The sequence below is a fragment of the Isoptericola sp. GX10416 genome, assembly GCF_056590155.1.
Genome location: NZ_JBWPVO010000009.1, coordinates 36,563 through 55,377, shown reverse-complemented (window position 1 = coordinate 55,377; position 18,815 = coordinate 36,563). Strand labels below are relative to the sequence as shown.

Annotated in this window: 19 protein-coding genes; 4 read left to right on the top strand and 15 right to left on the bottom strand. The window is 73.7% G+C overall.

The features are described from left to right. Both ACWAT2_RS13535 and ddaH read right to left on the bottom strand, forming a co-directional pair. The coding region (locus ACWAT2_RS13535; protein ID WP_480048915.1) for a Rossmann-fold NAD(P)-binding domain-containing protein at positions 1-663 on the bottom strand (663 nt) is incomplete at its 3' end. Then, complete coding sequence (gene ddaH, locus ACWAT2_RS13530; protein ID WP_402376629.1) at positions 660-1,619, bottom strand: dimethylargininase; 960 nt, start codon at positions 1,617-1,619, stop codon at positions 660-662. The genes ddaH and ACWAT2_RS13535, both read right to left, overlap by 4 nt. Positions 1,620-1,742: 123 nt before the next feature. Between ddaH and ACWAT2_RS13525 the strand changes: the two genes are divergently transcribed. Next, on the top strand, positions 1,743-2,198 hold the full coding sequence (locus tag ACWAT2_RS13525; RefSeq protein WP_402376631.1) for an Lrp/AsnC family transcriptional regulator: 456 nt from the start codon (positions 1,743-1,745) through the stop codon (positions 2,196-2,198). Next, a complete protein-coding gene (locus ACWAT2_RS13520; protein WP_402376633.1) occupies positions 2,195-3,157 on the top strand; it encodes a hypothetical protein in 963 nt (320 codons plus the stop codon). The genes ACWAT2_RS13525 and ACWAT2_RS13520 overlap by 4 nt, the downstream gene beginning before the upstream one ends. Positions 3,158-3,222: 65 nt before the next feature. Here the strand turns inward: ACWAT2_RS13520 and ACWAT2_RS13515 are convergent, their stop codons facing one another. The 3 genes from ACWAT2_RS13515 to ACWAT2_RS13505 all read right to left on the bottom strand — a co-directional run bounded on the left by ACWAT2_RS13515 (position 3,223) and on the right by ACWAT2_RS13505 (position 6,846). Continuing rightward, a complete protein-coding gene (locus tag ACWAT2_RS13515; protein WP_402376636.1) occupies positions 3,223-5,523 on the bottom strand; it encodes a 5'-nucleotidase C-terminal domain-containing protein in 2,301 nt (766 codons plus the stop codon). 90 nt (positions 5,524-5,613) lie between these two features. Beyond that, positions 5,614-6,018 carry a DUF3817 domain-containing protein gene (locus tag ACWAT2_RS13510; protein WP_402376637.1) on the bottom strand — a complete coding sequence of 135 codons (405 nt, stop codon included), beginning with the start codon at positions 6,016-6,018 and terminating at the stop codon, positions 5,614-5,616. Positions 6,019-6,108: 90 nt separating this feature from the next. Further along, complete coding sequence (locus ACWAT2_RS13505; RefSeq protein WP_402376640.1) at positions 6,109-6,846, bottom strand: SDR family oxidoreductase; 738 nt, start codon at positions 6,844-6,846, stop codon at positions 6,109-6,111. A 103-nt stretch (positions 6,847-6,949) separates the two neighbouring features. On the opposite strand from ACWAT2_RS13505, the gene ACWAT2_RS13500 reads away from it, so the two are divergent. Together ACWAT2_RS13500 and ACWAT2_RS13495 are read left to right on the top strand one after the other, a co-directional pair. After that, positions 6,950-7,819: a helix-turn-helix transcriptional regulator gene (locus ACWAT2_RS13500; RefSeq protein WP_402376643.1), complete on the top strand. Its 870-nt coding sequence runs from the start codon at positions 6,950-6,952 to the stop codon at positions 7,817-7,819. A 7-nt stretch (positions 7,820-7,826) separates the two neighbouring features. After that, positions 7,827-8,603: a GH25 family lysozyme gene (locus ACWAT2_RS13495; protein ID WP_402376646.1), complete on the top strand. Its 777-nt coding sequence runs from the start codon at positions 7,827-7,829 to the stop codon at positions 8,601-8,603. Between the two features lie 53 nt (positions 8,604-8,656). Here ACWAT2_RS13495 and ACWAT2_RS13490 read toward each other — a convergent pair whose 3' ends face one another. From ACWAT2_RS13490 to ACWAT2_RS13445, 10 genes are all read right to left on the bottom strand, one after another. Then, positions 8,657-10,654, bottom strand: coding sequence for a thioredoxin domain-containing protein (locus ACWAT2_RS13490; RefSeq protein WP_402376648.1), 1,998 nt, complete (start codon positions 10,652-10,654; stop codon positions 8,657-8,659). 275 nt (positions 10,655-10,929) lie between these two features. Next, entirely contained in the window at positions 10,930-11,544 is a 615-nt protein-coding gene (locus tag ACWAT2_RS13485) for an SRPBCC family protein (RefSeq protein WP_402376651.1), read from the bottom strand. Positions 11,545-11,630: 86 nt separating this feature from the next. Beyond that, on the bottom strand, positions 11,631-11,831 hold the full coding sequence (locus ACWAT2_RS13480; RefSeq protein ID WP_402376654.1) for a hypothetical protein: 201 nt from the start codon (positions 11,829-11,831) through the stop codon (positions 11,631-11,633). Next, positions 11,818-13,626: a cytochrome P450 gene (locus tag ACWAT2_RS13475; RefSeq protein ID WP_402376657.1), complete on the bottom strand. Its 1,809-nt coding sequence runs from the start codon at positions 13,624-13,626 to the stop codon at positions 11,818-11,820. Before ACWAT2_RS13475 ends, ACWAT2_RS13480 begins: the two co-directional genes overlap by 14 nt. Further along, positions 13,608-14,483 carry an alpha/beta hydrolase gene (locus tag ACWAT2_RS13470; protein WP_402376660.1) on the bottom strand — a complete coding sequence of 292 codons (876 nt, stop codon included), beginning with the start codon at positions 14,481-14,483 and terminating at the stop codon, positions 13,608-13,610. Before ACWAT2_RS13470 ends, ACWAT2_RS13475 begins: the two co-directional genes overlap by 19 nt. Next, complete coding sequence (locus ACWAT2_RS13465) at positions 14,483-15,178, bottom strand: DsbA family protein (protein WP_402376662.1); 696 nt, start codon at positions 15,176-15,178, stop codon at positions 14,483-14,485. The genes ACWAT2_RS13470 and ACWAT2_RS13465 overlap by 1 nt, the downstream gene beginning before the upstream one ends. Continuing rightward, the gene (gene fabG, locus ACWAT2_RS13460) at positions 15,175-15,912 is read right to left on the bottom strand and encodes a 3-oxoacyl-[acyl-carrier-protein] reductase (RefSeq protein WP_402376665.1); all 738 of its coding nucleotides are present in this window, start codon (positions 15,910-15,912) and stop codon (positions 15,175-15,177) included. The genes ACWAT2_RS13465 and fabG overlap by 4 nt, the downstream gene beginning before the upstream one ends. Further along, positions 15,909-16,868 carry an ApeP family dehydratase gene (locus ACWAT2_RS13455; RefSeq protein WP_402376668.1) on the bottom strand — a complete coding sequence of 320 codons (960 nt, stop codon included), beginning with the start codon at positions 16,866-16,868 and terminating at the stop codon, positions 15,909-15,911. The genes fabG and ACWAT2_RS13455 overlap by 4 nt, the downstream gene beginning before the upstream one ends. Beyond that, positions 16,865-17,761, bottom strand: coding sequence for a phosphopantetheine-binding protein (locus ACWAT2_RS13450; protein WP_402376671.1), 897 nt, complete (start codon positions 17,759-17,761; stop codon positions 16,865-16,867). Before ACWAT2_RS13450 ends, ACWAT2_RS13455 begins: the two co-directional genes overlap by 4 nt. Continuing rightward, positions 17,758-18,807, bottom strand: coding sequence for a beta-ketoacyl synthase N-terminal-like domain-containing protein (locus tag ACWAT2_RS13445; protein ID WP_402376672.1), 1,050 nt, complete (start codon positions 18,805-18,807; stop codon positions 17,758-17,760). The genes ACWAT2_RS13450 and ACWAT2_RS13445 overlap by 4 nt, the downstream gene beginning before the upstream one ends. Positions 18,808-18,815: the final 8 nt, after the last annotated feature.

Sequence of the window (18,815 nt, the reverse complement as noted above, 5' to 3'; positions counted from 1 at the left end):
GGCGGCGTCCGCGAGCATGTCGAGGGTCAGCACGGTGGCGTTGCGCTTGTCGGCGGTGCAGGTGGTGACGACGTCGGCGCCCCGGACGGCGTCGGCGCCGCTGGTGGCCTCGTGCACCTCGAAGTCGAGGCTGCGGGCGTTGCGGACCAGCTTCTCGCGCGCTGCGGGGTCGACGTCCCACGCGCGTACGTGGGTGATCCCCAGGGCGGCTCGCATGCCGAGCGCCTGGAACTCCGCCTGCGTGCCGGTGCCGATCAGGGCGAGCGTGCGCGAGTCGGGCCGCGCGAGGGCGCGCGCCGCGAGCGCGGAGGTGGCGGCGGTCCGCAGCGCGGTGAGCAGCGTCATCTCCGCGAGGAACGTCGGGTACCCGTTGTGCACGTCGGCGAGCACGCCGAACGCGGTGACGGTCTGGAAGCCTCGCAGCGGGTTCACCGGGTGGCCGTTGACGTACTTGAAGCCGTAGGTGACGCCGTCGGAGGTGGGCATGAGCTCGATGACGCCCTCGTCGGAGTGCGAGGCGACGCGGGGGCGCTTGTCGAGCTCGGGCCAGCGGCGGAAGTCGGCCGCGAGGGCGTCGGTCAGCTCGGCGATGATCCGTTCGGGGCCGCGGGCGGCGATCCAGCGGGCGGCGGCGGGGACGTCCAGCAGGTCGACGGTGGTCATGCTCGGGCCTCCTTCACGACGGGTGCGGCGGGCGTGGTGCCACGGGCCGGGTCGGGCCGCAGCTCGAGGGTGCAGCACTTGACCGAGCCGCCACCCTTGAGCAGCTCGGACAGGTCGATGCCGACGGGCTCGAAGCCTCGGTCGCGCAGGGCGGCGCGCATCCCGGTGGCGCGGTCGGTGAGGAAGACGTGGCGGCCGTCGCTCACCGCGTTGAGGCCGAGCACGGCGGCGTCGGCCTCGGTGGCCTCGACGGCGTCCGGGTACCGCTCGCGCAGCGTCGCCCGGGACTCCGGGGTGAAGGCCTCGGGGAAGTAGGCGATCTCGGCGCGCGTGCCGCCGTCGGGCCCGCCGGTGCTGAGCACGGCGAGGGCCGTGTCGAGGTGGTAGAAGCGCGGGTCGACGAGCTCGAGCGTGAGGACGTCGACGCCGAGCCGCTCGGCGACCTCGGCGTGCGCGGCGCGGGTGGTGCGGAAGCCGGTGCCGGCGAGCATGACCTGGCCGTCCCACAGCAGGTCGCCCTCGCCCTCGTTGCGCTCGGCCGCCTGGCCGAGGCTGGTCAGGCCGCGGGCGGGGCCGGACTCGCGCAGCCACGCCTCGTAGGCGGCGCCCTCGGGCTGGCGTTCCGGGAACGTGAAGCGCGCGGCGAGCGCCTTGCCGCCGACGACGACGCCGCCGTTGGCCGCGTAGACCATGTCGGGCAGGCCGGGCTCGGGCGAGATGACGTCGACCGTGTGCCCGCGCGACTCGTACGCCGCCTTGAGCGCCTGCCACTGGACGACGGCGTGGCCGGCGTCGACCGGCACGGTGACGTCCATCCACGGGTTGATCGCGTAGACGACGTCGAAGTGCAAGGGCGGGCACATGAGGAAGTGGCGCGGGGTCGCGGTGCGGTCTCGGGCGGTGTGCGTCGCCGTGCCGGGCTCCGGAGGCGCGACGGGCGGTGTGATCAACGTCATGCGGTGACCGTAGGGGGTGCGGCGTTGCCCCCGACGTACTGAATCATGCGCCTGGGATGCCCCTCCTGCATGATTCGCTACCCTTGACGCAACGAATCGCCGCCGACGAGTGGAGAATGCACCGTGGACGAGACCAACCGCCGGATCGTGGGACACCTGCTGCGCGACGGGCGGGCGTCCTACGCGGAGATCGGCGAGACCGTGGGGCTCTCCGCGCCCGCCGTGAAGCGGCGCGTCGACCGCATGCAGGCGCGCGGGGAGATCTCCGGGTTCACCGTCCGCGTCTCGCCGGAGCAGCTCGGCTGGCGCATCGAGGCGTACGTCGAGATCTTCTGCCGCGGCAACATCTCCCCCGCCGCCCTGGAGCGCGACTTCGGCCCGATCCCCGAGGTGGTCCGCGTGGACACCGTCACCGGCGAGGCCGACGCGCTGGTGCAGATCATGGCGGACTCCATGGCGGACGTGGAACGCATCGTCGAGTCGTTCCGGGTCGGCGCGCGCGTCGACAAGACCCGCACGGCGATCGTCATGTCCCGGGTGATCGACCGCCCGGCCCGTGCCGACGCGGGGTCGGTGTGACGGTCGGTCGTCGCGGCCGCGCCGCCAGGGTGCTGGCCACGTCCGTCGTGGTCGTGGCGGTCTCGGCATGCGGCTCGGCGGGCGAGCCGCCGGACGCTCCGTCGAGGACGCCGTCGGCCCCGGCGACCACCGCGACCGTGCCCGACGACGTCACCTCGAGCCTGCGGGTCGAGGTCCGCCAGGATCGCACCCAGTACGCCGAGGGCACCGCCAAGCTGCACGTGACCAACGGCTCGGCCGCGACGCTGACGCTCCTGTCCGGGAGCATGGGGGCCGACGGGTTCGGGCCGAGCGGCCCGGACGGCGCCCAGCAGCCCGCGACGCTGCGGCCGGGGGCGGCGCGGGACGTCCGGATCACCCTCGGCGACGTGGACTGCGCGTCCGCACCACCGGCGTCGGGCCCCCCCGGGGACGACGGCGAGGGCACCGTGCCGGTGCGCATGACGGTCGCGCTCGGTGAGGCCGCTGCGTCGGGACCGCCGAGGGAGGTGGCGCTGACCGCGACGGACCCGCACGGGCGCCTCGCCGCCGTCCACACCCAGGAGTGCGCCCGGCGGCTCGTGGCGTCCGGGGCGTCGCTGAGCGTGCTGCCGGACCTGGCGACCGAGCGGCGCGGCGGCGAGCTGGTGCTCCTGCTGCGCGTCCGGGTCGAGCCGGTACCCGGCGGCCCGCGGGTCGCGGTGGAGCGGATCACGGGCACCACGCTCATGGCCCCGGCCGACGGTTCGGAGGCGTGGACGGGCGACGCCGTGGAGCCGGACGGCGCCGGCGACGTGGTCCTCGACGTCGTCCCGCAGCGGTGCGACCCGCACGCCGTGGCCGAGGACAAGCGCGGCACGTTCACACCGGTCCTGACCACCGTGGACGGCGTCGCGCAGCCGCCGGTCTACCTCCCGCTGCCCGAGGAGGCTCGGGCAGCGTTCTTCGACTACGTCAGCGCCGCCTGCGACTGGGACTGAACGGGCGCCCGGCCCCTCCCCCCACCTGGCCGGTCGAGGAAGGCTGCCGGGCGCCCGGTCCGGAATCAGTCGGTGAGGCGCCAGGGGCCCCACGGCGAGTCGCCGGGCTCCTGGTTCCGCGTCCACCACTGCGCCTCGAAGGTGGCGCCGTCGTGCTCGACGACGTCACCGGCGGTGAAGACCCGCGAGGGCGTCCACACCGCCGTGCCGTCCGCCATCGTCGCGATCTCCTGCCACGAGCCCCACGGCGAGGCCCCCGGGGTCTCCGTGGTCCACCACATGGCCTCGTGGACCGCACCGTCGTAGGTGACCTGGTCGCCCGCGGTGTAGACCTCGCCGCGCACCCACTCCGGCGGGCCCGAGGCCTCCACCTCCCCGACGACGACCTCGGTGCCCGTGGCCGCACCGACCAGCGTCAGCGTGCCGGCCTGCCCGTCGGGCAGGGTGAGCTCGACCGACGCGGTCCCGACCTCGTCGAACGGCTCGGTGCCCACGGTGCTGTCGACGGCGAACCGGCCGAGCTCCTGCCCGTCGAGCTCGACGACCAGCTCGTCGTCCGTGACGTCGGCCGGGGCGGACATGGACCAGGACGACACCTCGAACGCCGTCGGCGCACCGGCCTCGAGCGCCTCGTTCACGCTGAACGACACCCCGACGGCGCGCTGGCTCGGGTCGACCCCGAGCGGCTCGTCCACGGCGTGCTCCGCCATGTAGTCGACGAACGCCGTCAGGTCGACCTTGCCGGTGTCCCGCGCGTCGGCGCCGTCGGCGAAGACGTGGAAGTTGTCCCCGCCGGTGGCCAGGAACGAGTTCACCGTCACCGAGTAGGAGGCATCGAGGTCGATCGCCTCGCCGTCGAGCCACATCCCCGTGATCCGGTCGCCCTCCGCGAGCGCCGGGTCGTAGGTGTAGGTGAAGCCCTCGGAGGCCCCGAGCCGCAGGAACGGCCGCGACGGGACGTCGCCGGAGGCGTCGCGCTGCCACTGCTGCTCGAGCGCCGTCTTGACCTGCTCGCCCGTGAGCCGCATGTTGACCAGCGTGTTGGCGAACGGCTGCACCACGGCGGCCTGCTGGTAGGTCAGGGTGCGCGGCAGCTCCGCCTCCGGGTCACCGGTCAGGTCGGCCCGCAGGCCGCCCGGGTTCATGAACGCGATCTCCGCGGAACCGGCCTCCTCGGTCGCGGTGGCCCAGCGCTGCACCTCGGCGACGAGGTTGCCCAGGGTGGACTCGCCGCCACGGTTCTCGACGAGGACGTCCTCGCCGGTCTCGGCGTCGACGCCCCAGCGCTGCGCGCGGTGGTGGACGCCGGAGACCTCGCCGAGCGGCTCGGCACCGAGCTCGGCGGCGACGTCCTCGGCCTCGTCGACGATCTGCTGCACCTCGGGGTCGGCCGGGTAGTTGCCGAGCAGCGGCAGCACGTCGGTCTCCAGGCCGAGGATCTCGCCCGTGCCCGGGTCGACGGTGTAGACGAGCTGGTTGAGGTTCACGCCGTACTGCCCGGCGGAGACGACGGGCCGCTCCGTCACGGCCCGCCCGGCCCAGTCGGCGACGGGGACCCGGCAGTCGTACTCGAGGTGGGTGTGGCCCGAGACGATCGCATCGACGTCGCCGTCGAGCCTGGTGACGACGTCGCCGAACGCGCCGTCGGTCACGCTCGCGCAGTCGTTCGACGTGGCGCCCTCGTGGACGAGCACGACGACGACGTCGACACCCTCCGCGCGCAGGGCGTCCGCCTCGGCGTTCGCCGCCTCGACGATGTCGGTGACCTCGATGTCCTCGATGCCGGCGGGGCTGACGAGGAACGGCAGGTCCTCGGTCACGGCGCCGACGAAGCCGATCTCGACGCCGTCCTGGGTCGAGATGTACGAGGCGGGGACGGCGTCGTCGCCGGTGGCCCGCATCTTGAGGTTCGCGGCGACGTACTCCCACTCGGCACCGCCGAACGGGTTGGTCTCGGGGTCGAAGTCGCCGAGGACGCGGTCGACCAGGTCGTGGTACCCGCCGTCGAGCTCGTGGTTGCCGACCGCCGAGACGTCGAGGCCCGCGGCGTTGAGGGCGTCGATGGTCGGCTTGTCCTGCTGGATGAACGACTCGAACGTCGAGGCGCCGATGAGGTCGCCCGCCGCCGCGAAGACCGTGTTCGGATTCTCCCCGCGCAGCTCCTGCACCGCGCCGGCGAGCACCGCCGCACCGGCGGAGCCGCCGAACGTGTCCTCGAGGATGCGGCCGTGGAAGTCGTTCGTGGCAAGGATCTGGATGTCGACAGGGTCGGCGGCCTGGGCTGGCAGCGCGCCGACGGTGGCGACACCCGCGAGCGCGAGGCCGAGCGTCGTGGCTCCGGCCACCTGCTTGCGCATGGTGTGCATGTGTGATTTCTCCCACTGATCGAGATGGATGAAATCACACTAGCCAGCGCCGCCCCCGCGCGGGCACCGGGCGGGTAACGATCGGGGAAACTACGGGCGACGCTCCGGGGACCCGGGGATCTGCGCCGGCTCCGAGAGGTGCCCGGTGCGCCGCAGCCACCACTCGACGACCACCGTGGTGAGCGGCGGGACGGCGGCCGCGAGCGCCACGAACGTGCGCCACAGCCCCCAGCGGTGCTTGAGGGCGACGATCAGCGCGACGACGACGTAGGCCACGAACGCCCCGCCGTGCAGCCGCCCGAACAGCCACACCCCCGCCTCGGTGGTCTCCGTGACGTACTTGAGGACCATCCCGACGATCAGGCCGGCCCAGGTGAAGGCCTCGATCCAGGCGACGACGGCGTAGAGCCGGCCGAGCCCGGAGAGCTGCGGCTTGGCGCCGGGTCGTGCCGTGGCGGTGCGGTCCGCGGGGGTGAGGGTGTCGGGCGCGGGCATGCGGGGGTCCTTCCGGGACGGGCGGGGTCGTCCGGTCCAACGCCTCGCCCGCCGTCCGGGTTCCCGCGGATCGGTGCTGCTCGGTGCTGCTCAGCGCTGCGCCGCGGGCCGCACGACGATCTCGTTGACGTCCACGTCGGCCGGTTGCTCGATCGCGAAGCCGACGGCGCGGGCCACGGCGTCCGGCGGGATGCTGGCCGCGCGGTAGGCCTCCATGGCGGCCGACGCGGTCGGGTCGGTGATGTGGCCCGCCAGCTCGCTCTCCACGACGCCGGGCGAGATCGTCGTCACCCGGATGCTCGGGTCGGACTCCTGGCGCAGGCCCTCGGTGAGCGCCCAGGCGGCGTACTTGGTGGCGGAGTAGACGGCCGACGTCGGGACGACCTCGTGGGCGCCGATCGACGCCACGGTCACGACGTGGCCGCCGCCCTGCGCGCGGAAGTGCGGCAGGACGGCCGCGATGCCGTGGAGCAGGCCGCGGAGGTTGACGTCGAGCATGCGGTCCCACTCGTCGACCAGCAGGGCGTCGAGCCGGGAGAGCAGCATGACGCCGGCGTTGCCGACGAGCACGTCGAGGCGCCCGTGCTCCGCCACGACGGCGTCCACCACGGCGGTGACCGCGTCGCGGTCGCTCACGTCGAGCTCGCGGGCCTCGGCACTGTGTCCGGCGTCGCGGAGCTCGCCGACGGCGGCCCGGAGGCGGTCGACCCGGCGAGCGGTCAGGATCACGTGATGGCCCTCGGCGGCGAGCCGGCGGGCGGTCGCCTCGCCGATCCCGCTGCTCGCGCCGGTGACCAGGACTGTGCGGGGTGTAGTGCTGTGTGTCATGACATCGACCCTGCGCGCCGGGTCGCGGTCCGAGGAAGGCCGCCCCGCGCCTGGGAGCGGCGCACCCTCCCTCGCGAGTCCGCCGCGACCTAGCATCGGGACCATGGCCTCGACACCGCTCGGCGACTTCCTCCGCGGCCGGCGCGCCCGCGTGACCCCCCGCGAGGCCGGGGTGCCGGTCGTGGGGGTGCGCCGCGTGCCAGGTCTGCGGCGCGAGGAGGTCGCGATGCTGGCCGGGATGAGCGTCGACTACTACGTCCGGCTCGAGCAGGGCCGGGAACGCCATCCGTCGGCGCAGGTGCTGGACGCGCTGAGCCAGGTGCTGCAGCTCGACGACGACGCCCGCCTGCACCTGTACCGGATCGCCGGTCTTGCCCCCGCACCGGGGCGGGTGACGCTGCCCGAGCAGATCGACGCCGGGCTGGCCGACCTGCTGGACCGGTGGCCGGACACTCCCGCGCTCGTCGTCGGCCGCGCCTACGACGTGCTGGCCACCAACGCCCTGGCCGGCGCGCTGTTCGACGGCTTCGACGACGGCGTGAACCTGGTCCTCACGGTGTTCCTCGATCCCGCGGCACGCACGTTCTACCCGGACTGGGACGAGGTGGCGAGCTCGACGGTCGCGGGCTTCCGGCTCCTGCACGGAGCCTTCCCCCACGACCCCCGGATCCGCGAGGTGCTGCGCACCGTGACCGCGCAGAGCACCGAGTTCGCCGACCGGTGGGCACGCCACGACGCGCGCGGCAAGGGGCACGGCAGCAAGCGGTTCCACCACCCGGACGTCGGCGGGCTCACGCTGCGGATGCAGACCTTCGACGTCCCTTCGAGCCCCGGTCAGCAGCTCGTGGTCTACCACGCCCACGACGGGTCGAGCTCGGCGGCCCTGCGGTTGCTGGGGTCGCTCGCCGCCACCCGCGGCGCCTCGGAGGTCTCGGCCCCGCCGGGCCGGCCGCCGTCGGACCGTCTGCCATGATCGACCGGTGAGCGAGCGCAGGGGACGACGCCGGTGGTGGGCCCTGGGTGCCCTGGGTGCCCTGGGCGCGGGCGTACTGGCGGTCGCCGTCGTGGCCGCCCTGGTCTGGGAGGGCGTCCTGTGGCCGAACCGGCTCGCCACGGACGACTACGACGTCCGCGGGGTGGACGTGTCCGCCTACCAGGGTGAGATCGACTGGCCGGTGCTGGCCGGTCAGGACCTCGACTTCGCGTTCATCAAGGCGACCGAGGGGTCGAGCCACGTGGACGAGCGGTTCGCCGCGAACTGGGCCGGCGCGCGGGAGACGGACCTCCTGGTGGGCGCTTACCACTTCCTCAGCTTCGAGAGCCCGGGCGAGGACCAGGCGGCGCACCTGATCGGGCAGGTGCCGGCGACCACGGGTGCCCTGGCGCCGGTCGTGGACGTCGAGTACTACGGCGACTTCGCAGCGGACCCCCCGTCGGTGACCGAGCTGCGCGGCATCCTCGACCCGATGCTCGAGGCGCTCGAGGCGCACTACGGCGCCCCGCCGACCATCTACACGACCCAGGAGATGCGAGAGGTCTACCTGGGCGCGGAGTACGACCGTTACCCCTTGTGGATCCGGTCGGTCGTGCTCTCCCCGGAGGTGCCCCGGCAGGAGTGGGAGTTCTGGCAGTACTCCGACCGCGACACCCTGCACGGCTACGCGGGCGAGGAGGAGCACATCGACATGAACGTGTTCGACGGCACTCTCGAGGACCTGCGCGCCATGACCCTCCCCGGCAACGGTTCCGCGAAGTAGAGCCTCGTGTCGTCGAGAAGTGCGCGGGGTGCTCTTCCGGAGTACCGGAGGCTCTACCTCGCGGTGCCGGCCGGTGTGCCGAGCGCGGCCGCCAGCTCCGCCGTCGTCGTCACGGGGCGGTCGCAGACGAACCCGCGGCACACGTAGGCGGCCGGCCCGCCGGCCACGAGGGGTCGGTCCGCGAGCAGCGGCACGCCGTCGGCGTCCGGCGGTCCGTGCACGACGACGGCGCCCGCGGCGGGCGTGCGACGTGCGGTGCGCGCGAGGTCGGCCGCACCGGGGCCGCTGCCCACCACCGCGACCTGCAGAGGCCCGGCGGCCAGGGCCTCGGCCGCGGCGAGCGCCCAGCCGGCGAACCGCGGAGCCTGGCGGGCGAGCGCCCCGGACGCAGCCACGGCGGACTCCGCAGCCCCGCGGTGCCGCGCCGAACCGGTCAGTGCCGCGTACGTCACGAGCGCCGCGGCGAGGGCCGACTGCCCGGACGGCTCGGGCCCGTCGCTGGGATCGCGCGGGCGCACCACGAGCCGCTCCGCGTCGTCGGCCACGTCGTAGAAGCCGCCCTGCCCGGAGGCGTCGGCGAAGTGCTCCAGCGCGACGTCGAGCACGTCACCGGCGGCGGTGAGCCAGCGGGCCTCGCCGGTGGCCTGGTGCAGCGCGAGCAGACCCTCGGCGAGGTCACCGTGGTCGGCCGCCACCCCGGCCGGCGTGCCGACGACGCCGTCCCGCGAGGCACGCCGCAGCCGCCCGTCGACGACGTGCCGGTCGAGCAGCAGCTCCGCGCACCGGCGTGCGGCGGCCACCCAGTCGTCCCGCTCGAACAGTGCTCCCGCGTCGGCCAGCGCCGCGACCGCCAGGCCGTTCCACGCGGTGACGACCTTGTCGTCGCGGGCGGGCTGAGGGCGCGCGTCCCGGACGGCCAGCAGCCGGGCACGCACCGGACCCCACCACGCGGGCTCCGGATCCTCGGGCAGCTGCAACGTCGAGGACCCGTGCTCGAAGGTCCCCGCCTCGGTGACCGCGAGGACCTCGGCGGCCCGCGTGCCGTCGTCGTCCCCGAGCACGTCACGGAGCTGTGCGGGCGTCCAGGCGTAGGTCAGGCCCTCGGTCCCGTCGGTGTCGGCGTCGAGCGCGGAGGCGAACCCGCCCTCGGGCGTGCGCAGGTCGCGCAGGAGGAACTCCGCGGTCTCGCGCACCACCCGCTCGGCGAGCGGCGCGCCGGTCGCCCGACACAGGTGCGCGTACACGCGCAGCAGCTGGGCGTTGTCGTAGAGCATCTTCTCGAAGTGCGGCACCACCCAGCGCGCGTCCACGGAGTAGCGCGCGAACCCGCCGCCGAGCTGGTCGTAGATCCCGCCGCGCGCCATCGCCTCGCACGTGCGCTCGACCAGGGCCGACGCCGCGGCGTCGCCGGTGCGGGCGTGGTGGCGCAGCAGGTGCTCGAGCGTCATCGAGGGCGGGAACTTCGGCGCCCCGCCGAACCCGCCGTGCACCCGGTCCGCGTCGCGCGCGACGGCGGACACCGCTCCGGCGAGCGCCTCGTCGTCCAGCGGCGCCCCCGGCAGCGGCCCGGTCGTCCGGGCGATCGCCTCCGTCACGGCGGAACCGTGCTGCACGACGGCGTCACGCCGGTCGGTCCAGGCGTCGCGGACCGCGCCGAGCACCCCGAGGAAGTGCTCGCGAGGGAAGTAGGTGCCGCAGTGGAACGCCTCGCCGTCCGGGGTGAGGAACGCCGTCATGGGCCAGCCGCCCTGGCCGGTCATGGCCTGCGTGGCGGTCATGTAGACCGCGTCGACGTCGGGGCGCTCCTCCCGGTCCACCTTGATCGGTACGAACGCGTCGTTGATCACCTGCGCGACGCCGTCGTCCTCGAAGGACTCGTGCGCCATGACGTGGCACCAGTGGCACGCGGCGTACCCGACGGAGAGCAGCACCGGCACGCCGCGTCGGCGGGCCTCGGCGAAGGCGTCCTCGCCCCACTGCCACCAGTCGACGGGGTTGTCCGCGTGCTGGCGCAGGTACGGGGAGGTGGCGGTGCGCAAGCGGTCGGCCATGCCCACCAGCCTGGCACAGCCCTGGCACGGCTACTTCGACGATCGGTCGCGGATCGCACGAGACGGCCCGGCTTCCGCGTGCGGATCGCCGCGCGACGGGAGAGGATGTCCGCCGTATCATGCGACATTTGTGGCGACCCTCCGGACCCCCTGGCCGCTGCCACTTCGCAAAAGGGCGGGAGCGCTCCCGGAAATGGCTCTTCCCGCGCGAACTTCACGTACCGGGCACAGAGCGTCCGCGCGGTGTCCGGCGCCGAGCCGGGCACGCTGACGGGTCAGCGACGACGACGCGAGCGTCGACGGGAGGGCCGGTGCGGGTCCCACCGGCCCTCGGCCAGGTCCCGCAGCGTGAGCAGCTGCTTGCGCATCATCAGCAGATCTCCCCACGCGAGCAGCGTCCGGCGGAGCGAACCCAGCGGGCCGCCGCCTCCGGCGAGCCGGAGCACGGCGACGAGCCGGCTGCCGTCCCCGTCCGGGCGGACGGCGTACGTGACCCTGACCTGGCCGAACAGCGCCAGCCCGGGCCCCTGGTGCAGGCGGAGCGACAGATCCGACCCGGGTTCGACGTGCTCGGCGGTGAAGATCGTCATCACCCGCTGACCGACCGCCAGCGGCGGCAGGTCGGACCGCAGCCGGCGTGGGCTGCGGCGTCCGAGGTTGTCCGCCCAGTCATAGCTGTAGGGAGCGACCCGCAGGTTGCCCAGCCAGGACCACACCGCCTCCGGGGCCGCGTCGACCGAGACGGCCCGGAGCAGCCGGACGTCCTGCGGGGCGGACAGGCCGTCGCACGCATATCGGTCCGCCCTCTCGGCTGCCGAGGCGCCCCAGCTCCACGGGGTGCGGGAAAGTTTGGCCGCAGGATCGTTGGAGCGTCCTCGGATGGTTCGCACGATCGCAGGATACAATCTTGATGCCAATCGGATAGGCGCGAATCTGGGGTTATGTAGTCACTCGCGGGGAGAATAATGAATACGGATCAATCGCTCGCAGCGCCCCCTCCGGTGATCTCGGACGACGACGATCTCCGGCGTCTGCGGCAGAAGACGATCGAGCTGTCGCAGGAGATCGACCGCGCCTGCGCACGCGTCGACGACTCGCCGCTGCGGACGACCTGCGTCCGGGAGCTGGACGCGCTGGCGATCGAGGAGATCGCCGGCGCGACGTCATCGATCGTCATGGTGGCCACCGTCTCGCTGGCCGCCACCGAGTCGCGTGTCGCGATCGCCCGCGAGCTCCTGTCGGCCGCCGCCCGCGGCGTCCACGTGACGCTCCTGCTGAGTCCGCACGACCTCAAGCGCCCCAGCACCGTGGCGACCCTGGACACCATGCGGCGCTGCGGCATCCACGTACGGATCGCGATGCACGCGCCGTCGATCACCCTGCTCGTCGTGGACCGCCGGGTCGCGCTCGTGCGTCCCGTCGACACCGACGAGCTCGGCGTCGTCCTGAAAGGGGCACACGTCTGCTCCGCCTTCGCCCAGCTCGCCCTCGCCTACTGGAGCCGGAGCTACGCCCCCAAGGGTGCCGCGTCCGACACCCCGCCCGCCTGGCTCACCGCGCATCAGCGCCGGCAGGTGCTGGCGCTCCTCGTCTCCGGGGACACCGACGCCGTCGCGGCACGCACGCTCGGCGTGTCCCTGCGGACGTTCCGCCGCTACGTCCGCCAGCTCATGGACGAGCTCGGGGCAAGCTCCCGCTTCGAGGCCGGGTTCCTGGCCGCCGAACGTGGATGGCACACCCCCCTCGCGGTCTCCCGGCGGTGAGGCGGCGGAGCGTCCGACGGCGGTGATCTCCACGGGGAGGGAGTCGAGGCCGCGCACCACGTTGTTGAGGTGACGCCGCGGCGCGCCGCAGGTGAAGGTGTCGACCTGACGGGCGAACGCGCGCAGGACCGCGTGCGCCTCCAGGCGCGCCAGCCCGCTGCCCACGCAGTTGTGCACACCGTGCCCGAGCGCCAGGTGGTCCCGGGGGTCCCGTTCGATGTCGAACCGGTCCGGGTCCTCGTACTTTCTCTCGTCACGGCAGGCGGACGCGTAGGAGAGCAGGACGCGGTCGCCGGCAGGCACGTGCACCGCACCGATCTTCACGTCCCGCACCACCGTCCTGGTCATCATCTGCACCGGCGGGTCGTGGCGAAGGACCTCACGCACCGCCCTCGGGACCCACCGGTCCGGGTCCGCACGCAGAAGCTGCCACTGCTCCGGGTGTGCACCGAGCCGGTGGAGGGCGTTGCTCACCGAGTTGATCGTCGTGTCGATGCCTGCCACCAGATAGGTCGAGACGAGACCGGCTGCGGTCGCCCGGTCGATCTCGCCCGCGTCGACGGCGGCGTAGAACGTCTCGCCGGCCCCGCCGGGCAGCAGGAACGGGGGCACGGCGACGGTCGACAGGTAGCGCAGGAGCTCGTGATACTGCGGGAACGCTCGCAGGGTGCGCTCGTTGATCGGGCCGAAGCTGTTGATCCCCGCGTCGGCCAGCCGCAGGACCTCTCCCCGGTCCTGGAGCGGGAGACCCAGGAACGCGCACACGACGCTGAGCGGGAACACCCGCGCGAGGTCGGTCACCGCGTCGAACCGGCCTCGCGCCACGAGGCCGGCCACCAGTCCTGCGGCCTCGTCGTCGACCTGACCCTGCACGGCACGCAGGCGCGGCGTGTTCAGGTCGCGCATGAGGATCTCGCGCAGCAGCCTGTGCCGCTCACCCTCCGAGGTGAGGATCGCCGTGCCTTGCGACAGCCGGTTGAACTCTGTCGAGACCCCGACACCGAGATGTGCCGAGAAGGTCCCCGGGTCCGCCAGGCACGCCTTCACGTCCACGTACCGCCCGACGAACCACACGTCGTGCCGGGGCAGGTGCACCGCCGGGCCGAGTCCGCGCAGCTCGCGCAGCACCGGGTAGGGGTCCTGGAGGACCGCGTCGCTGAAGAGGTCGACGTCGGACGGCGCCAGGACGGTCATCTCGCCGGTTCCCACGACTCGAGGAACCCCTCCAAGGTGGCGCGGTACGCCTCCGGGTCCCGTTTGACGCAGTCCAGGTGGGCGCCGTCGAGCACCACGCAGCGCGCCTGGTCGTAGAGGGCGGCCACGGCCTGAACCTGGTCCGCCGACACCATCGCGTCGTCGGCCCCGACGATGAACAGCATCGGGGTGCGGTCGAGCGAGCCCTGGGACGCGGGGGGCGGCCACTCGGCGTCGAGCAGCTCGACCGCCCGAGCAGCGCACGCCGCCACGACCTCACGACCCCAGGGCGTGCCCAGCAACCACGGTGGCAGAGGCAGCGCCCCGGCCTCGGCGAACCCGCCGAGCAGGTGCGCGATGTCGGCGACCGGGCCGCTGTCGCACACCACCGCGCCGATCCCCGCGGTGTCCCGCAACGCGTAGACGCTCGGGAACGAGCTGAAGGAGAACCCGTACGCCAGCACCGGCCCGTCGTCCTGGAAGCGTTCGCTCGCGAACGTCGCCGCGGCCTGGATGTCCAGGGTGAAACGGTCGGCCATCCCCGGTCGGACGGCGTCCCGGCCGGACCGGCCGTGGTTGCGGTGGTCGTACATGACGACGCCGTAGCCGGCCTCGTGCAGCAGCGCCGCCTGGCGCAGGCTGGCGGACTTCGTCAGCCCGATCCCGTGCCCGACGATCGCAGTCCCGGAGCTCGCCCGCGTCGGCGGTTCGAGCACCCACAGGTGCAGGTCGACGCCGTCGGCCGTCCGCCGGACCGACTCCGAGAACTCCAGCCCGAGGTCCGTCGGCCGGCGGTGGTGCCCCCGGCGCGGGGGTGAGTAGAGCCGCGTCGCGATCGTCCGGCCGACACGACGTGCCAGGGGCCATGCCATCAGCCGCACCCCCCGGCGTGGTCGCCGCCGAGGTCCGGCACGCGGACGCCGGCAGCGAAGGCCTCCGCACCCGAGGGCGGGGCGACGCCGTCGTGCGCGGCAGCGGCGAGACCGAGCCGGTCGATCCCCCAGTAGGGCTCCCGCCCGACGACGACCATCGGGACGCCGAAGACTCCGTGCCGTTGGACCTGCTCCAGCTCCTCACCCGCCCACGACCGCACCTGCGGGTCGTCGGCGGCGTCGGCGATGGCCGGGTCCAGACCCACCCGCCGGGCGCACCCTGCCACGACCGACCGGTCCAGGATGTCCTCGGCCCGTTCCCAGCGCGCGGCGGTGAGGTCGACGGCGAACGCTCGGCCCAGGGCTGGGTCTTGCCGCAGGGCTGCGACCACCGGCAGGCTCGGGACCTCCCACCGGGGGTCCCGGTCCACCGGCCAGGTCGGTGCGAGGCCCAGCCCGGCCGCGCACCGCCGGACGTCCCGCAGGATGTAGAGGTGCTTGGCCCGCGACATGGCGACGTACGGGAACTCCAGGCGGCGGTCCCGCACCTGGTCGGCCATGGCCTCACCCGGCTCGAAGAAGACTCGCAGCTCGGCGTCCTGCCACAGTCGCGGCCAGTGCCGTTCGGCGAGGCGCACGGCGAGCCAGCTGTACGGGCTGCGCAGCGACAGGTACCAGCTCGGGGCCGCGCTCACAGCGAGAGCCCGCCGTCGACGCCGAGGACCTGTCCCGTGATGTACGCCGCACGGTCGGACAGCAGGAAGGCGGTCGTGTCCGCCACCTCGTCCGCGGTCCCGAACCGCCCGGAGGGGATGTTCTTGCGCACCTGGTCGCGCATCTTCTCGGTCAGGACCGCCGTCATGTCCGTCTCGATGAAGCCCGGTGCGACGACGTTCACCCGCACCCCCCGGGGTGCGAGCTCCTTGGAGAGCGAGCGGCCGAGGCCGATGATCCCCGCCTTGCTGGCCGAGTAGTTGGTCTGGCCGGCGTTGCCGTACACGCCGGCCACCGAGCTGAGCAGGACGATCGCGCCCTGCCGGCGCTTCATGAAGGAGTACGCGACGGAACGGCACGCCGTGAACGTGCCGTTGAGGTTGATGTCGACCACCTGCCCCCACTCGTCCTCCGACATGAGCGCCAACGGCCGGTCCCGCGTGATGCCGGCCGAGCAGACGAGCGCCTCGATCGGGCCGAGCTCGGTCTCGACCCGATCGACGAAGCCCTGGGTCTGGTCGAGGGACGTGGCGTCCACGGCCGCTGCGAGACATCTCTGCCCGGCGGCCTCCACACCGGCGGCGATCTTCTCGGCCTCCTCGTGCCGGCTGGCGTAGGTGAACGCCACGTCGTGGCCGTCGGCAGCGAGCCGCAGGGCGACGGCTGCGCCGATACCGCGCGATCCTCCGGTGACGAGAGCAACGGGGTCGGTCATCGATCCACCTCCTGGTGTCGGGTCTGGTCAGGGTCCGGCAAGGAGGACGCCGGCCGGCGTCCGATGGTCAGCTGGCCGACCTCGAGCACGTGCTGGTCGTCGCACCGGCTGCTCCCGGCGAGCACGGCCGCTCCGCCCGCGTCGGCCACCAGGCGCACCTCGTGCACGAGCGTCGCGGACGGTCGAGGAGCGGCGCCGAACCGGACGTCGCGCGCTCCGCCGAACAGCAGCACGGAGCCGGTCCGGACGTCCGGCGTCGGGTCGTCCCACGTCGTGAGCATGGCGGCCGCCTGCGCCCACGACTCGAGCACGAGCGGCCACGGGAGCTGCTCCGCACCGCCCGCGTCGACCACTCCGCCCGCCCCGGCCGTCACGGTGTAGGTCGCCGTGAGGGAGACCGTCGGTTCGACCGACTCGACGCGGTCCAGCAGCAGCATGGGCGGGCGGTGCGGCAGCACCTGCTCCGGCCGCGGGTGCTCACCGGCGCCCGCAGAGGGCACGACGGCGGGTACCGCCGCGCCCAGCGGCTCCGGCTCCCGGCCCTGCCCCCTGACCTCGAGGTCGACGACGACGATGACGGCGCCGTCCTCGTGGGACAGCGTGTAGCGCGGGAGGCCGCGCCGCTCGGTGCGCTCGAGGAGGATCCGCTGGCCGGGGAACACGGGCTCCCGAAACCGGACCGAACGCACGCCGGCCCACCGGTCCCCCAGCTCGAGCACCTCCCGGTGGCGCGCCTCCGCCGCCGCCGCGATCTCCACGAGGAACACCCCCGGGACGATGGGATAGCCGGGGTAGTGGCCGCTCAGGGCCGGGGTGCCCACGGGCAGCACGGCCGAGAACCGGACCGTGCCGGGACCCGCCGCGGCCTCGCAGGACAGGTGCGCGCCCGCGAGGCGGGTGGCCGCGGGCCGGACGTCGGCCGTCAGGTCGGCGGTCCGAGCAGCTCCGGCCGTCACGAGGCCGTCTTCAGCTCGTCGCTCAGCAGGTCGTAGGCGGCCTGCAGGGAGGTGACCTCGGGCAGCCTCTCCTCCTTGAGCTTCACCTTGTACCGACGCTCCAGCACCATCGTCACCTCGAGCGCCATCAGCGAGTCCACGTCGAGGTCGTCCACGAAGCTCGCGTCGTCCGTCACGTCCTCCACGTCCTGATCGATCGTGTCCGCGACGAGATTCCGGAGCTCTTCCTTGTCGAGCACAGCCGCCATGACTTCCTCCTGGTGGGGTGGTGGTGAGAAGACGCCCGGGCGGGCGCCGTCGAGCTGGTGAAAGGGCAGCGGTCCGGCGGACCGCGCCACGACGTGGACAAGATCAGCGGGCGCGCGCTGGTGCACGACCGACGCGTGGTGGACCGGCCCGAGACCGGCGGTGATCCCGGTGCGCCGCAGCGCCGTCGGCCGCCCGTCGAGCTCCAGGACCTCGTCGCGGAACGCGATCCGGCGCAACGGCAGGGCGAACCCCACGCCGAGCGCCTTGAGCGCCGACTCCAGGGCGCACCAGCGTTCGATGACGGCGCAGGACTCGTCGTCCGGGCCACCGAGGCCGACCATGCGCAGACGTTCGGCGAGGGCCTCGCGCTCCCGCAGCGGACGGCACGTCTCGACGTCGACCCCCACGGGCCGGGTCGACGCCGCCGCCGCGACGACCGCCCGCGAGTGCGCCCACGAGACCCACACGCGCTCGCCGGCCTGGCTGCCCAGCGGGCGACGGCCCGTCCGCGAGCGCAGCTGCACCGGGGCCAGGCTGCCGGTCAGGGTGCGGACGGCCCGCACGGCCATCGCCCGAGCCGCCGCGGCCTCGGTGCCGGGCTCGACGTCCGTCCCGCACGTCAGCACGACGGTCCGGTCCCTCACGGTGCGTCCTGCGGAAGGCGCACGAGCGCGACGTGGACGGCGCCCTCCCGGTCGGTGCCGGAGATCAGGGCACAGTCCTGCGGCGCGTCCGCGCCGGCGGCCCGGAGGGCGGCGAGCGCCGCCTGGAGCTGCACGAGCCCGGACGCGGAGCCGACGTCACCGGTGTGCGCGGCGGCGTCGACCACGGAGACCGTCCGGAACTCTTCCGCGCCGAGGAGGCGTGCCGCGGCGCGCGTCTCGGCGGAGTCGGGGCCGGCATCGCCGGGTGCGACGACGCGGACGTGGGGACGGTTCGCGGCGGTCGGCTCCGACCCGCCCAGGACACGCTCGAAGAGCTGGTGCAGCACGGACTCGGTCGACTCCGGGTCGATCGCCAGTGCCGAGTCCAGGCCGAGGATCTCGCCGACCGGCTCCTCGCCGGCACCTCGCGGCTCGACGAGCACGGCCGCGGCCCCCTCCCCGAGCGTCGTGCTCCCTCCCCACACCTGCTCGAGCCGGGCGCGGGCGGTCGACAGCTCCTCGCTCGCCCCGACGATCATCCGCCGCGCATGGCCGCTGTGCAGCAGCCGCACGGCGTAGGCGAGAGCGGTGAACGAGCCGACGTGCCCCGTCGTGACCGTCGCGTTGGGGCCCTGGATCCGGTAGCGGATGGCGCACTGGCCGGCGGCGAAGTTCATCACCGTGTTGGGGAATCGTGCCGGGTCGACGTGGAACGGGCGGACGCCGGTGAACGAGTCCCTCGTGAAGTCCATCGTCGACTGGATGCTGCCCATGGTGGTCGCGAGGACGATGCCGACGTCGGGCAGGTCCGGCGTCTCGTCCCCCGGTCCGGCGTCCATCCCGGGCAGGCGCCCCACCGCGTGCATCGCGAGCCCGGCTGCCCGGTCCAGGGTGCGGGTGCCCTTGCGCCCGAGGTCACGCCTGATGTCGAAGTCGACGCCGCTCCCCCGGGCCGTCCCGTGCCCGCCGGGCGCGAGCAGGTCGGCAGGTTCTTGCTGGTTGAGCACGAGGCTCGCAGCCGTGATCTCGGCCAGTGGTGTGTGCATGCCGTGCC